Annotated in this window: 17 protein-coding genes; 8 read left to right on the top strand and 9 right to left on the bottom strand. The window is 57.2% G+C overall.

Translation table 11 applies throughout. The annotated features are described in order from the left end of the window. Window positions 1–160: 160 nt before the first annotated feature. Complete coding sequence (rpsD, locus tag AC3Y7R_RS12530; RefSeq protein WP_490042385.1) at window positions 161–781, bottom strand: 30S ribosomal protein S4; 621 nt, start codon at window positions 779–781, stop codon at window positions 161–163. A 348-nt stretch (window positions 782–1,129) separates the two neighbouring features. Between rpsD and AC3Y7R_RS12525 the strand changes: the two genes are divergently transcribed. From AC3Y7R_RS12525 to AC3Y7R_RS12515, 3 genes are all read left to right on the top strand, one after another. Then, a complete protein-coding gene (locus AC3Y7R_RS12525; RefSeq protein WP_490042384.1) occupies window positions 1,130–2,680 on the top strand; it encodes a phospholipase D family protein in 1,551 nt (516 codons plus the stop codon). Window positions 2,681–2,729: 49 nt separating this feature from the next. Continuing rightward, the gene (locus tag AC3Y7R_RS12520; protein WP_490042383.1) at window positions 2,730–3,257 is read left to right on the top strand and encodes an HdeD family acid-resistance protein; all 528 of its coding nucleotides are present in this window, start codon (window positions 2,730–2,732) and stop codon (window positions 3,255–3,257) included. A gap of 73 nt (window positions 3,258–3,330) precedes the next feature. After that, window positions 3,331–3,654 (top strand): potassium channel family protein, encoded by a 324-nt coding sequence (locus AC3Y7R_RS12515; protein ID WP_490042382.1) that lies wholly within the window; start codon window positions 3,331–3,333, stop codon window positions 3,652–3,654. Here AC3Y7R_RS12515 and AC3Y7R_RS12510 read toward each other — a convergent pair whose 3' ends face one another. From AC3Y7R_RS12510 to modA, 6 genes are all read right to left on the bottom strand, one after another. Beyond that, complete coding sequence (locus tag AC3Y7R_RS12510; protein ID WP_490042381.1) at window positions 3,655–4,341, bottom strand: M50 family metallopeptidase; 687 nt, start codon at window positions 4,339–4,341, stop codon at window positions 3,655–3,657. Between the two features lie 4 nt (window positions 4,342–4,345). Continuing rightward, entirely contained in the window at window positions 4,346–5,401 is a 1,056-nt protein-coding gene (locus AC3Y7R_RS12505) for a Hint domain-containing protein (RefSeq protein ID WP_490042380.1), read from the bottom strand. A 155-nt stretch (window positions 5,402–5,556) separates the two neighbouring features. Further along, complete coding sequence (locus AC3Y7R_RS12500; RefSeq protein WP_490042379.1) at window positions 5,557–6,468, bottom strand: lipid A-modifier LpxR family protein; 912 nt, start codon at window positions 6,466–6,468, stop codon at window positions 5,557–5,559. Window positions 6,469–6,585: 117 nt separating this feature from the next. After that, on the bottom strand, window positions 6,586–7,677 hold the full coding sequence (gene modC, locus AC3Y7R_RS12495; protein ID WP_490042378.1) for a molybdenum ABC transporter ATP-binding protein: 1,092 nt from the start codon (window positions 7,675–7,677) through the stop codon (window positions 6,586–6,588). Further along, entirely contained in the window at window positions 7,674–8,363 is a 690-nt protein-coding gene (modB, locus tag AC3Y7R_RS12490; RefSeq protein WP_490042377.1) for a molybdate ABC transporter permease subunit, read from the bottom strand. The genes modC and modB overlap by 4 nt, the downstream gene beginning before the upstream one ends. Further along, the gene (gene modA, locus AC3Y7R_RS12485) at window positions 8,360–9,064 is read right to left on the bottom strand and encodes a molybdate ABC transporter substrate-binding protein (protein WP_490042376.1); all 705 of its coding nucleotides are present in this window, start codon (window positions 9,062–9,064) and stop codon (window positions 8,360–8,362) included. Before modA ends, modB begins: the two co-directional genes overlap by 4 nt. 84 nt (window positions 9,065–9,148) lie before the next feature. Between modA and AC3Y7R_RS12480 the strand changes: the two genes are divergently transcribed. The 5 genes from AC3Y7R_RS12480 (at window position 9,149) to AC3Y7R_RS12460 (ending at window position 13,182) form a co-directional block, all read left to right on the top strand. Beyond that, window positions 9,149–10,123 (top strand): threonine dehydratase, encoded by a 975-nt coding sequence (locus AC3Y7R_RS12480; protein WP_490042375.1) that lies wholly within the window; start codon window positions 9,149–9,151, stop codon window positions 10,121–10,123. Between the two features lie 115 nt (window positions 10,124–10,238). After that, window positions 10,239–10,715, top strand: coding sequence for an NUDIX hydrolase (locus AC3Y7R_RS12475; RefSeq protein ID WP_490042374.1), 477 nt, complete (start codon window positions 10,239–10,241; stop codon window positions 10,713–10,715). An 80-nt stretch (window positions 10,716–10,795) separates the two neighbouring features. Then, window positions 10,796–11,206: a DUF1178 family protein gene (locus AC3Y7R_RS12470; RefSeq protein ID WP_490042373.1), complete on the top strand. Its 411-nt coding sequence runs from the start codon at window positions 10,796–10,798 to the stop codon at window positions 11,204–11,206. A gap of 11 nt (window positions 11,207–11,217) precedes the next feature. Continuing rightward, window positions 11,218–11,862, top strand: a complete 645-nt coding sequence (locus AC3Y7R_RS12465) for an SDR family NAD(P)-dependent oxidoreductase (RefSeq protein WP_490042372.1) — start codon at window positions 11,218–11,220, stop codon at window positions 11,860–11,862. Window positions 11,863–11,943: 81 nt separating this feature from the next. Then, the gene (locus tag AC3Y7R_RS12460) at window positions 11,944–13,182 is read left to right on the top strand and encodes an aspartate kinase (RefSeq protein ID WP_490042371.1); all 1,239 of its coding nucleotides are present in this window, start codon (window positions 11,944–11,946) and stop codon (window positions 13,180–13,182) included. A 9-nt stretch (window positions 13,183–13,191) separates the two neighbouring features. Here AC3Y7R_RS12460 and AC3Y7R_RS12455 read toward each other — a convergent pair whose 3' ends face one another. Both AC3Y7R_RS12455 and AC3Y7R_RS12450 read right to left on the bottom strand, forming a co-directional pair. Beyond that, a complete protein-coding gene (locus AC3Y7R_RS12455; protein ID WP_490042370.1) occupies window positions 13,192–14,253 on the bottom strand; it encodes a hypothetical protein in 1,062 nt (353 codons plus the stop codon). 134 nt (window positions 14,254–14,387) lie between these two features. Further along, entirely contained in the window at window positions 14,388–14,621 is a 234-nt protein-coding gene (locus AC3Y7R_RS12450; protein ID WP_490042369.1) for a hypothetical protein, read from the bottom strand. Window positions 14,622–14,875 lie beyond the last annotated feature (254 nt).

Below are 14,875 nucleotides of genomic sequence, written 5' to 3'. Positions count from 1 at the left end.
GCACCTATAGACCATAGTCGCGCGGCAGGTTGGCGCAGGGCATCGTAAGTTCCGCTCTCGCCTGAGAAATCCGCAACATACGATTCTTCCACCCCAAATACGAGAAAGGCCGCGCCCGGTTGCCCCGGCGCGGCCTTTCCAATTCGAAGTGCTCGGAACCTTAGTTCTGAGCGTAATATTCGATCACGAGGTTCGGTTCCATCATCACTGGGTATGGCACATCGCCAAGACCCGGTGTGCGCACGAATGTCGCTTTCATTTTGGAGTGGTCGACTTCCATGTAATCAGGAACGTCGCGCTCTGGCAGTTGAGATGCCTCGATAACCAAAGCCATCTGGCGAGACTTCTCGCGCACTTCGATCACGTCGCCTTCCTTCACACGGTAGGAAGGGATGTTAACCTTCTTGCCGTTCACTGTGACGTGGCCGTGGTTCACGAACTGACGCGCAGCAAACACGGTTGGCACGAATTTGGCGCGGTAGACAACTGCGTCCAAACGGCGCTCCAGCAGACCGATCAGGTTTTCGCCTGTATCGCCCTTAACACGAGCAGCTTCCACGTAAGTACGCTTGAACTGTTTCTCGGTCAGGTCGCCGTAGTAGCCTTTCAGCTTCTGCTTGGCGCGCAATTGCAGACCGAAATCCGACAATTTACCCTTACGGCGCTGACCGTGCTGGCCGGGGCCATATTCACGACGGTTTACTGGGGATTTTGGACGGCCCCAGATGTTTTCGCCCATCCGGCGGTCAATTTTGTATTTGGCAGCAGTACGTTTAGTCACTTGCTGATCTCCTTCAATATATTAAGCCGCCTCATCTAGTCCGAAAACCGGGTCCCACTTTTCGGGATGAGGCGCGCAGCGAAGGGCGTTGTCCTTCCTCCGGATTTTGCCGGAGTGACAGGGTTCCCCTTGCGAGGTCCACCAACACCAATGAAGCCGCGCTTATAGAGGGGTTTGGGGCAGAGTCAACACGGCTTGGGCTGGCAAGAAATTGCGTGACCTCAGAAGCCAACTTCTTATAAATGAAACCGTGAGCTATTCGACTCGAATGGCAAACAAATTTAGTATCAAATCAGCACTGTAAAGCGGTGCCAGTTCCTGACGAGTACATATTTTTTAAGGTTAATTATGAAACGGTTTTTCAAACTCCTCGCAATGTTTGTCATTTGCGCAGGGCTTGCGATATTCGCTGCCAGACTTGCATTTCCATTGCCCGATATATCACAACGTAGCGCTGCTGTGGCCATCCCTGCCAATCCCGACACTACTTTGGGGAAGCTGATGACCTCAGAGGCTGCGCAGCATTCCGGGACGACCGGCGTGATACCGCTGCAAGACGGGCATGACGCGCTTGTCAGCCGGTTAACGCTTGCCGCAACCGCCCAACAGTCCATTGATACGCAATACTACATTTGGCACGATGATACCTCGGGCATCATGTTGCTGGATGCGCTGCATAAAGCCGCCCAGCGCGGGGTGAAAGTGCGCCTATTGCTCGACGACAATGGCGTACCGGGGCTTGATAGCATCATGGCGGCGCTGAATACGCAGGATAATTTCGAGATCCGCCTGTTCAACCCATCCACTATCCGCAGCCCTAAAATGCTGGGCTATACGTTCGACTTTTTCCGTATGAACCGGCGGATGCATAACAAGTCCTTCACCGTGGATGGCGCGGTCACAATCATCGGCGGGCGCAATGTGGGCGATGAGTATTTCCAAGTCGGCGAGGATGATTTCTACATGGATATGGATGTGCTGGCGACGGGCAGTATCGTGCCCGAAACCGCCACCGTGTTCGATGACTATTGGAACAGCGCCTCGGTGTTCGAGGCCGAGACCATTATCGCAGGGCAAGGTGATTTAGCGGCCTTCACGGCGCGCGTGGCCGAGGTCGATACCAGCCCGCAAGCCACCGAGCTACGCGGCGATTTTGCCAGCAGCGCGCAGCATTACATGCAAGGTGCCGCAGCGATGGAATGGACCAAGGTGCAACTGGTCGCGGACGATCCGGTCAAGGGCTTGGGCATCGCTACGCGCGACCAATTAATGATCACCCGTCTTGGGCAGATCTTGGGCACAATCAAGCACCGCCTTGATCTGGTATCGGCCTATTTTGTGCCGGGCCAAGGGGGCGCAGACTTCTTCGCGGGCCTGTCACTGGCTGGCAAGGATGTGCGCATCCTGACCAATGCGCTGAACACCACCGACGTGTTAATGGTGCATGCCGGATATACCAAATACCGACGCAAATTGCTGGAGGCCGATGTCAGCTTGTACGAGTTGAAACTGCGCGGCGATCTATCCTCGGAAGCCGACCAACAGCTCATGCCATTTGGCCTGTTAGGGGCCAGCCTGCACGCCAAGACCTTTGCCATAGATGGCGAGCGAATTTTCATCGGCTCGTTCAATTTCGACCCAAGGTCAGCCAAGCTGAACTGCGAGATGGGGTTTTTAATTGACAGCCCGACGCTGGCAGGCCGGGTCAGCACCATTTTCGATGGCCCGTTGGACACGATGACCTACCGGCCCGACCTGACACCAAACGACAAAATGATATGGAAGGAAACGCTCGGAGAGGGGGAAATCACCACCTACCAAGAAGAGCCTGGCGCAACGTGGTTCCAACAGATTGCCATCGTGGTAATTGGACTGCTGCCAGTCGAGTGGATGCTTTAAATCCGCTCACATTAGTAACCATGAAAATATGTAACGAAGGACTTTCAGAATGAAAAACTGGTTTTTTTGGCTTATCGCCGGAGTAATATCACTGATCGGTGGCCTTATGGCGCTGGCAAACCCATTGGCCGCAACTTTAACGGCGGAAAAGCTGGCCGGGTGGTGCTTTATTTTAGTTGGCGTCACGGTGCTTTTATCGGCCTTTGGCGACAAAAGCTGGGGCGCGCGAATTTTGGCCATTTTCTTAGGGGCAATTATCTTGCTGCTGGGCTTCAATCTGGTTGCACACCCGCTGCGCGGCGTCATCTCGCTAACCTATTTAGCCGCTATCTTGATGCTAATTTCTGGCGCCATTCGGGTGCTGATAGGCTTTGGCGCCAAAATCGCACAATTACGCTGGACTATGCTTTTATCAGGTGGGTTGTCGATTGTTATGGGGGCGATGATTTTGTCAAATTTCCCACAATCTGCGGTATTGGTTCTGGGGCTGTATCTGGCGATTGATTTAATATCGAACGGCATCTCGCTGATCACACTTTCATTGACCCGCAAATCCGAAGCGCGCGCCGAAAGTTAAGAAAAGCTCCCATTCCAGCAATAGTGTGGGAGCACTTTCACGCCAGTAAACCCCACTAAGAAAAGAGACCGCTATGGGCAAAAATCTACGAAATCTGTTCTTGGGAATACAAGCTGCATTTGCCGATGATCGGGTACGTGGCCTGATGGCATTAACCTTTGCATTGGTGGCAACGGCGTCGGTGTTTTATTGGTATGTGGAGGGCTGGAGCTTTCTAGACGCCACTTACTTCTCGGTCGTGACGATCGCGACAATCGGGTACGGGGATTTCGTGCCGCACACGGCTTTGGGCAAGATTTTCACTATCGGATATGTGTTTTTCGGGCTTGGATTATTTGTCGCCGCGGCCACGTCTGTTGCCGACAGTATTATTCGCAATCAACGGGATCGCTCGTAATTACCCTGCCCCGTGAGTGCTGAAATCTAAATTGCTTTTAGCACCCAAACCGTAGCGCAAACTGACCGCAATCGCAGCCAAACTTAGCCCCAGCCACAGCGCGCCCCACATCAAAGTGGCCCCCCCGACCTCTTCGGCCAACAGCCGCGCATCAGAGCGTAAATGCGCGCGCAAGATCGTGTCAGAGAAGATGTCATAGGGCACATAGATCATCGACGTGAGGCCAATCACCCGTAGCACCAGATCATTGGCGCGGTGATCCAGCCAGCGCGCCATGGCCAGCAGAATTGCCGCCAAGCCAAGGCAAAAGAACAGCGCAAACATATCGCGTAAGTATAGCAGCGAAACCAGTATCAACACACCCGCCAGCCCCGCGACAATAGCGCGGTCTGCCGTGCTGCGCAGGGCCGCGAACAGCAACCCCATACCCAATAGCAACGAGCCGAAATAGCCCGCAGATAAGATAAGGAACCGAGAGCCGCCGCGCGTCAGGGCCAAGCCACCTTGCCCAGGAGAGACGGTGATCTCAACGATAGAGCCGCCCGTAAGAAGCGCCGCCAACCCGTGTGACAGTTCGTGCAGGACTACCACCAGTATTTTGAGCGGCACCATCACAGGCGTGGACCAGAGCGCGAAGATCACCGCGACCAGTGCCAGTAGCTGCCAATGGCCCTTTACCAAGGCCACTCGGTCAAACCATATCGTGCATCAAAATCGCCGCTTCCGAGCGGTCCAGATTGCGGCGCGTAAAGGGGCCGTAGCTGTGCAGATCGCGCTTTAGATCGGGGAACAGCTCCAACAACCCGGCGCGCTGCGCCGCATCCACGGTTTTCAACGTGGTATTTGCAGGATGATAGCTTTCCGTTGCCACCCCATTGGCCCACACCACCTGATGGCGCGACAGCAAAAGATGCACGTAAGTGACCTCTTTCACCGTGTGATCTACGAAGACTGTATTGTCATTAATCAGGTCAGACGCAGAGACCAGCACCTCGGACTGATTGAACAACGCCTGAGCATTCGGTCCCGAAAACAAAATGCGGTGATGCGGCGATACCAGTAAATCCTCGTCAGGCACGTCTTGATCCAAAGCCGCGGCACGCAAACGCACAGGGCGCAGTTCCGGCATGGCATAAAGGCGCGCGCCAGACATGCGGCGCTGGCCAATCCAAAGGATCTCCTGCGCGCCGTCATCTTTGGTTTGCACCATATCGCCAACAGCGAGGCGCTCGACATGGGTCTCGCCCTCTGGCGTGCGAATACGGGTGCCCGTGGTGAAACAAATCACATCACCACCGAAATCCGAAGACCGACGCTGAACCGTGGTCTCACCGGGGGTCGAGATAACGCGGTAGTCGCGCCCGGCCAAGGGCACACCCTCGGCGCACCACCATAAGATCGAGGTCAGCCGCATGGATTTGATCGGCACCATGGTAAACTGCATCTCGCCGTCTGACAGCACAAACCCGTCAGGGCCGGATTGCGCATCATCACCGACGCGGACATCGCCCAACTCGGGAAGGTCAAATTTGCGCTGCACCACACGCGCCACACGGCGACGCAGGTCAGAGCGCCCTATCTCATTAGAAAGGATTAAAGGTGCATGCGCCCCATCTAGACGCACTGCATCCCCATGCCATGACCAGACCTGTCCGGTCTGCGGCAGCTGTGCGGGCTCACAAGGAGACCCATCCAGCTGTATCTGATCTGACGTGAGGACATACGTGCCTTGAAAGCCCGTTTTCATGTCCGTTACCTGCTCAATTTTTTATTTTTATGGTCGTCTTTTTTTCAGCCGTACCATGAAAACCACCCTATGGATAGCCTTGTGTTAACAGATCATTAACGCACGTAGTTCACCTGTTGCGGGGAAGACTCTGTGCCGCTACGTCAGTGATTGCGCTAAAACTGGAAGTTCATATTGAGCGAGCCGACAACTTGCCCCTCGGGCTGGCTTTTGTATTCTTCGCTCAGGTAAGTTGCACCGTAGAACAAAGAGCCGCGCTTCCACTGCTGATGCAGCCCCGCGCGCAGTCGAAAGCGCATGTCTTCCGCCACAATACCCGGGCTGTCCAAATACTGGCTATCAGCCACATAGGCGACATCACCGCCAACCATCACAGACGTTCCCGTCGCAAGGTCGCCCTTGATCCCGTTATAAATTTGCCCCGTCACGCTGTCGCGCAGCTGCAAGCCGCCTTTGCCAAACTGGCCAAGCGTCAAGTCGGCCCCGACCCGCGCCAAAGTCTCGGCGCCGGCCTGAAGCTCCACAAATGGATGCAAGCGACCGCTCGCACCCACTGCAAAGTCACGGCCCGCTTCAAACGTCAGCGTCGGGTAGATCGCATTCGCCACCTGCGCACCGCCCACATTCACATCCCCTGAGGCAAAGATGCCATGCAACCCGTCTTGAAACTCATCCACTTTGGTCTGCTCACCGACAAAGACCAGATCAAGCCCAAGGCTCATCTGCGTCGCGCCTTTTTGGAAATGGGTATGCGCCCCGAAAGACAGCGCGCCCACATAAAGCCTATCCGCAGCCGTTGGCGCGGCAACGCTCACAGGGGCAATGATTTCAGCCCGAAACCGGTATTCGATCAAGGCCCCGATGCGCTCTGGGCGCTGGCCGTTCCATGTATCACCGCGCAAATGTGACAGGGTAAACGAGGCGCTGCGCCACCGGTCCTTGCCATCGCCAAGCGCGTCATTGTTGAACATCGACCCCCAGCCCAAAGACTGCGCCCCATCGGCCGATGCCGCCACTGGCATACAGGTTATCAACGCCGTTATGATCAGGGTGCGCAGGTAGGTCATGAGGGGCTCAAATGTTGGGACAATACATTGCCCCTTATCGGCACCGACCCCATTTGGCACAAGCCTTGCCAAATAATGCCGCCTGAAAACAAGTATCTGCGCAACACAAACAAAGCCTTAGCTCTGCCCATGCCCCCCCATATCCGCAGGTGCGACTGAAACTGATTTAATCACCGCATAGATGCTCAAGCCCACATGCAGTCCCAGTGCGCGCGCCGAACGGCGGGTAATCCGCGCCATCAACACGTCCTCGCCAGAGCGCAACGCCACCGCGACCCCCGGCCCTTGTCCTTCGTGCAAAGCAGTGAGCGTGCAAGGCAAAATATTAAGCGCCGACAGACCGTCGGGCTTGTCTTTAGACAGCATCACATCGCTGGCCCGAATGCGCACGCGCATCTTCGCACCATCACCAGCCGACACCCGGGGCAGGAACAGCTTTCCCACGCTGGTGGCCAACTCACTAAGGCCATCGCCCGCATCTTGGCGCGCGACGCTCACGTTCAATATGGCCCCTGCCTCGCGCACTCCGATATCAGACACCGCCGCCGGATCAGACAGCACATCCGCCAACGCGCCCGAGCGCACAGCGCGCCCCTCGCGCATCACCACGAGGTAATCCGCCAGTTGCGCCACCTCGGACATCGCGTGGCTGACATAGAAAACCGGAAGGCTCGTTTGCGCCACCAAGGCTTGTAGATAGGGCAGCACCTCAGCCTTGCGCGCCTCGTCTAATGCGGCCAGCGGCTCGTCCATCAACAACACCTCCGGCTGGCTCATCAACGCACGCGCGATCGAGACCCGCTGCGCCTCGCCGCCCGACAAATCGCGCGGATTGCGCTCCATCAGGTGCTCAATCCCCAGCGCTTGCAGCCCCGCATCAAGCCTTTCCGGCTGCGGCACCACAGGGCAGCCATACGCCACATTCTGGCGCACACTCATGTGTGGAAATAGCCGTGGTTCTTGGAAAACATAGCCAATCTGGCGCTTGTGCGGCGGCACAAAAATGCCCGCGGCACTGTCAAACAACACGCGGTCGCCAATGCGGATGTGGCCCTCATCCGGACGGCTCAGCCCTGCGATGGAGTTAATCACCGAAGTTTTGCCGCACCCAGACGGGCCAAACAGCGCGCTGACCCCGCCGCCGCCTTCAAACGCCACATCCAGCGTGAAATCGCCGAGCCGTTGCTTGATTTGCACTGAGACGCTCATCGGGCACCCCGCGCCACGCGGCGCGCCACCCATTCAGAGACGATGACTGCCCCAAGAGCGATCACCAAAGACACCAGCACCAAGCGGCCCGCCTGTCCCTCCCCGCCCGGCACCTGCAAGAAGGCATAGATGGCCGAGGGCACGGTTTGCGTCTGCCCCGGAATGGCCGCGACAAAGGTAATTGTGGCCCCGAATTCCCCCATCGCCTTGGCAAACCCCAACACCGCCCCTGCGATGACCGAGGGCAAGGCGGCTGGCAAACTGATTGTATAAAATACCCGCCACGGCGAGGCACCAAGGGTCGTCGCGGCCTCCTCCTGCTTAGGGTCCACCGCCTCAAAACCAAGGCGAATGGCGCGCACCATCAAAGGAAACGCCATAATAGCTGCCGCCAAGGCCGCGCCTGTCCACCGGAAGGCCAACACAATCCCGAGGCTCTCTAACACCCCGCCGATGGCCCCTTGAGTGCCAAAACTCAGCAGCAGCAAATACCCTGTCACCACGGGGGGTAGGACAAGCGGCAATAGCACCAAAGCATTGACCAACCCCTTGCCCGCAAACTCCCGTCGCGCCAAAATATAGGCCAGCCAAATGGCCAGCGGCAGCGCAATACCCATAGCCACCAGCGACACCCGTAAAGACAGTGCAACCGCCGCCCATTCCTGTGGCCCTAGCCCAAATATCATGGCGCACCAAACCCGTGGGCGGCAAAAATCACCCGCGCCGCATCACTTTGCAGATGCGCTAAAACTGCCGCCGCTTCCGGCCCGGCGCGCGCAGTCAATGCCACGGGATAGCGGATCGGAAGCTCCGCCAAATCTGGCAGGGCATGGACCACCTGCACAGACGGGTCAGCAGCGACATCACTGGTATAAACGACGCCATAAGGCACCTCGCCGCGCGCCACCAAAGCCAGCGCCGCGCGCACGCTATCGGTCTCGACAAGGCGCGAGGCCACCGCGTCCCAATGGCCCTCTGCCTGCAAATACGCCTTGGCATAAATCCCCGCAGGCACGGAATTTGTCAGGCCAATCGCCACGCGTCCCGTATCGCCAAGCATCTGGTCTAATGACACCGGATCGCGGCTAACAATCACTAAAGAGTTCGCCAGCAGATCCCTGCGTGTGTCGCGGGCAAGACCGCCGCCCTGCTCTACCGCGTCCATCCAGACCGTATTGGCCGAGAAGAAAATATCCGCTGGTGCGCCTTGCAAAATCTGGCGCGCCAACAAGCCGCTGCCGCCATAGGAAATACGCGCTGGCAGGCCCTCCGTGACCTCATCAAGCGCTGTTTTCAGGCTAGAAGCCGCGAAAATCACCACCTCACCCGCCCAAACCGGAGCGGCAAGGCAGCAAAACACCAAGGATATGAGGGCGCGAACGATCATAGCGGGCAATTTTGGACATCGCTCGCACGGGCGCAAGGACAAATGCAACTTGCGCGCAGATGAGGACAGATTAGGCTGCGTAACATGATAAAATTTTCCAAATCCGAGCTGGAAGCGGCCTGCGCCCTCGTCCACGCTCATATGAACCGCACCCCTGAATATATCTGGCCGCTACTCAACGCACGCATCGGCACGACCACTTGGGTGAAGCACGAAAACCACAGCCCCACTGGCGCGTTCAAGATGCGCGGGGCGATCACCTTTATCGACTGGCTCGTGCGCGCGCACCCAGACGCAACAGGCATTTGCACCGCCACAAAAGGCAACCATGGCCAGGGCCAAGCCCGCATGGCAACTGCCGCGGGTCTGCGGGCGCTGATCTATGTGCCGCACGGCAACTCGGTCGAGAAGAACGCCGCGATGAAGGCCTTTGGCGCCGAGTTGGTGGAATTCGGCGCTGATTTCGACGCGGCCCGCATGGAAGCCGTGCGCGTGGCAGCGCGTGACGGGTTATTTGTCGTACCGCCCTTCCACAAAGAGCTGGTGCGCGGGGTCGCGACCTATGCGTTTGAGCTGCTCACCAAGGCCCCGCATTTGGACACGATCTATGTCCCGATCGGCTGTGGCTCGGGCATCTGCGGCACCATTTTGGCGCGCGATGCTTTGGGGTTGAAAACCAAGATTGTGGGCGTGGTCTCGGACCAAGCGCAAGCCGCAAAACTGTCGGTCGAAGCCGGGCGCATGATCGAGACGGATGCACCCAACACATTCGCTGATGGCATGGCCGTGCGCGTGCCGGTGCAAGAGGCCTATGACATCTATTCCAAAGGCGCGGAGCGCATCATTTCCGTCACAGACGACGAAGTGGCCGAGGCTATTCGCGCCTATTACACCTGCACGCATAATTTGGCCGAAGGCGCAGGTGCGGCACCGCTGGCAGGCCTGCTGCAAGAGCGCGAAAAGATGGCAGGCAAGGAATGTGCAGTCATCTTGTGCGGCGGCAATATCGACACGGCCTGGTTCACAGAGGTCATGGCGGGGCGCACACCGATCCTTTAGGCCTCTGGAGTTTAGCAATATTCACCTAAACTTCATCCTATTCCCCTTTAAAATGGGGTACATCAGGGGTATCTTGTAAGAAAAGGTGCGCAAGAACCGCACCAACGGAGCAGACATGTCGCTGATCAAGATGAAACACCCGGCCCTCCGCATGGAAGGGTCACATAAGCGCGATGTGCGCGCGCAATTCGGCGCGTTATGCTTTCGGGTGCATGGCAATGAGACACAAATTTTGCTGATCACCACCCGCAGTTCCCAGCGCTGGATCATCCCCAAAGGCTGGCCGATGGAGGACCAATCCCCCGCGCAGGCCGCCGCCATTGAGGCCTATGAAGAGGCGGGCGTGGAAGGCAAAGCCTATAACATCTGCCTCGGCCTCTATTCCTACACAAAATTCATGGACAAAAGCGACGACTTGCCATGTGCGGTCTCGGTGTTTCCGCTGAAGGTTCAAAAGACCCTAAAAGTCTGGCCCGAAAGCAAAGAGCGCGCCCGCAAATGGTTCAGCATCAAGAAAGCCGCGGCCCAAGTGCGCGAACCCGAGCTGCGCAAAATCATCAAAAGCTTCGACGCCTCTTTGCTGAAAACCTGAGCGCGCGCATTTAGCCTTGCCAATAGGGCTTTGATGGCTAAACCTGTCCCCATACCACCTTGCCACAGGACCCGACCGGCATGATCCGCTACGCCCTCACTTGCACCAAAGGCCACGCCTTCGACAGTTGGTTTCAGTCGGCCGATGCCTTCGATAAATTGCTGACATCTGACATGGTATCCTGCGCGGTATGCGGGAGCCACGAGGTCAGCAAATCCATCATGGCCCCGCAAATAAGCACAGCCGAGGCACCGCTCTCTGCCCCTGCGTCTCCGGCCGAGCAGGCGTTGAAAGAATTGCGCGACAAAGTAGAGGCCAATTCCGAGGATGTGGGCAATAACTTCGCCACAGAAGCGCGCGCCATGCATGACGGCGAGGTGCCGGAGCGCGCGATTTACGGCCAAGCCAAGGTCGAAGACGCCAAGGCTTTGGTCGAAGACGGCATCCCCGTGGTACCCCTGCCCTTTGGCCCAAATCGCAAAGTAAATTAGGAGGTTTCGGCATGAAAGTTCTGATCACAGGCTCAAATCGCGGCATCGGGCGCGCCTTGCTGGATGGTTACTGCGCGCGTGGGGACACGGCCATCGGCACAACGCGCGCAACGCCTTCCCAATCCCAGTTGCACCTTGATGTCACCGACCCCGCCTCCATCGCCGCCATGGCGGATCAACTGGCCGGGCAACCGCTTGACTTGTTGGTATGCAATGCGGGCGTGTACCTTGATAAAGGCCACACTCTGGGCGCGGGCTATGGCGCGGATATCTGGGCCGATAGCTTTGCGACGAATGTGACGGGCGTGTTTTTGACCATCGAGGCGCTGCTGCCCAACCTCAAAGCAGCAAACGGCAAGGTCGCGATTATCTCGTCGCAAATGGGCTCTAGCGAGCGGGCCAGCGGCAACGCCTTCATTTATCGCGCATCCAAGGCAGCGGCGCTGAACTTGGGGCGTAATTTGGCCGCCCATCTGGCCCCCGACGTGGCCGTTGGCATCTACCACCCCGGCTGGGTGCAGACCGATATGGGCGGCGCCGAGGCCGCAATCACGGTGGAACAATCCAGCGCAGGCCTGATCACGCGCTTCGACGCGCTTGGGCCAGACAGCACTGGCTGCTTTGAGATGTGGAACGGCGAGGCAATGCCGTACTAACAACCTTATCCGGCCCGCCGCCCTTGCCCTTCGCGTCGCCCCGTCCTAAGACGCTACGCGATACGACAAAGGGCAAAGCACATGCCAAGATTGGTAATGAAATTCGGCGGCACATCAGTCGCCAATCTGGACCGCATCCGCCGCGCAGCCAAACGCGTTGGCGTAGAAGTGGCCAAAGGCTATGAAGTTATCGTCATTGTGTCAGCAATGTCGGGTAAAACCAATGAGTTAGTTGGCTGGGTCGATGATATCTCGCCGATGTATGATGCGCGCGAATATGATGCGATTGTGTCCTCGGGCGAGCAAGTCACCGCTGGGCTGATGGCGCTGACCTTGCAGCAAATGGACGTACCTGCACGCAGTTGGCAGGGCTGGCAAGTACCGCTGAAAACCACCGACGCCCATGGCGCGGCACGTATCGAGGAAATCCCGACCGCCAATCTGGACGCGAAATTCAGCGAGGGTATGAAAGTCGCCGTGGTTGCAGGCTTCCAAGGCATCAGCCCAGAGGGGCGCATCACCACGCTCGGGCGCGGTGGATCGGACACCACGGCCGTGGCATTTGCCGCCGCGTTCAACGCGGAACGGTGCGATATTTATACCGACGTGGACGGGGTCTACACCACCGACCCGCGCGTCTCGGACAAGGCACGCAAGCTGGACCGCATCGCCTTTGAGGAGATGCTGGAGCTGGCAAGTTTGGGCGCGAAAGTGCTGCAAACACGCTCGGTCGAATTGGCAATGCGCTTTGGCGTCAAATTGCGGGTTCTGTCGAGCTTTGAAGAAATGGATGATAACGCGGGCACATTGGTGTGTGCCGAGGAGGATATCGTGGAAAGTAACGTAGTCGCAGGCGTGGCCTTTGTGCGCGACGAAGCCAAAATGACCCTGATTTCGGTGGCTGACCGCCCCGGCATCGCCGCCGCCATCTTCGGGCCCCTGTCCGAAGCTGGGGTGAATGTCGATATGATCGTGCAAAACATCTCGGAAGAGGGGCGCACGGATATGACGTTCTCATGCCCCGTAAGCGAGGTTTCGCGCGCCGAGAAAGCCATGGCCGACGCCAAAGCATCGGGCGAAATCAACTACCATGATCTGGTCGCGGATGAGGACGTCGCCAAAGTATCCGTGGTGGGCATCGGCATGCGCTCGCACGCAGGTGTTGCCGCCAAAATGTTCGATGCGTTGCAAAATGAAGGCGTGAACATCAAGGTTATCACCACATCCGAGATCAAAATATCAGTCCTGATCGAGCGCAAATACATGGAGCTAGCCGTGCAAGCCCTGCATGATGTGTTTGAGTTGGAAAAAGCGGGCTAAATTACTGGGCTACCGCACAACGTAATGCTCGACCTCTGGCAAAGGCGGCTCCGCTATATGCACGATCACTTGGTCAATGGTTTGACCAAGCAGGACCTCCAGCATTTTATCTAAAAGTGCAATCTGCGGCCCCAACCTGTTGGGCTGCTGCGGCGCAAATCCAGGGCATCCGTCTCGGTCCACGCCGAGGCGTTTGAAAGCAAACGGCTTGCCGTTCAATGTGACATTATACATCCCAAATTCAGGGCCGCGGCTCATAAACACATCGACAATATCAGGGCCAGTGATGGTCCAATTGATCGGCCCGCCTTCCATCGTGAGATATAGCATTACGGGGCCATCGCGCGTCACGTCTATCCTAATTTCACGCGGCGGATCATTGCGAAAGCGGCGATTTATCCCCTCGGACAAAGCCACCAGCGCGATATGGGTACCGCTTGGAAGGGAGGCTTGGCGACAGTTTGAAACAAACTCCATTTCATCAAATAATACCGCCGCATAAAGTATTTGCTCCCCTTTCTTACCCATACCCCAATTATAGCGGCGGCACCTTGGCCCTCTCGGCTCCAACGCAGGAAAAGCTCTCGACGCGTCATCCTCAAAATAGAAACAAGCCGCATAATCACGATTGCCATTCATGTCAGGCGCAGGCGCCCCGCTTGCCACCATGAAGGTGCTGCGCGGCAAATCAGGCGGCAAAGTCACGGCGCGGGTTACGACATAATCCACTGGCGAGCTGAAGTAAAAACCAGGATCAAAGCGGCTGCGATAACGGGCGCTGAACTGCTCTGCATAGTTGGCAACCACGTCACGATACCGCGTTGTTCTACTGCCAATTATGGCACCACTTTCAAGCAATTCACGCAGCCCCAATATCCCGGGGAGCTGCGGATAAGGCTGCACCTTATCCCGCGCGACAACATCACCGGGCTCAATCAATATCGCCGTGTTTGGAACAGATTTTGGAACCACCTTGACCGGATGACCCTGCGGCGGATGCGCTCCGAATACAGAAGAAACCTGCACAAATGGCCCTAATTTTTTCGGCTTGGCTGGTGGGTGCAGGCTCACGCGCTCATCCCCCCCCCAAAAAAACCACTGGCTTGGCGTACAGGACTTGTAAATCCTCGTGCATGACGTGGCTGGGACATCGCGCAGGGCAGTTAAATCCGGGGTGGTAAACGACACGCGCGCGGGCGGAATTCCTATGACCCCAGCGCCGTCAGGCCCATATTTGTAGCCCCCAACACGATGACACGCGATACGCTGTCGACATCACCATCAAAGCGCCAAATGGTCTGTGCGCCAGCCTCTAGCATAATGTAATGACGGCTCTCGCTTGGCGCGATCTCTACATCTATCACATGGGTTTCGCGACGCGGGTCACCTAGGTGATAGCCAGATAACCCCGAGCGCTTGCCCCCGCTTAGCACCGACACTATTTCACCACCCTGAGGGCCCGAAATCACGCAAGACGGGTAGTGACGATCCTAGAATACGGGCACTATACAGGCCAATACCGGCATTCCGATACCCATGACGAAAACCGAAACTAAAGTCATTAAACGCATGGGATCACCTGATATTATTGGTAAGAAAAATCACATCAAAGCCTAGCGCATATCTGGATTTTCACAAGCGTCGCGCCAATCTAAGCTAAGGCCAAGGTAGGGAAAGCCTGACCTTACTTCGA

This window comes from Litoreibacter sp., from assembly GCF_058136045.1.
This window is presented reverse-complemented; position numbering and strand designations above follow the sequence as displayed.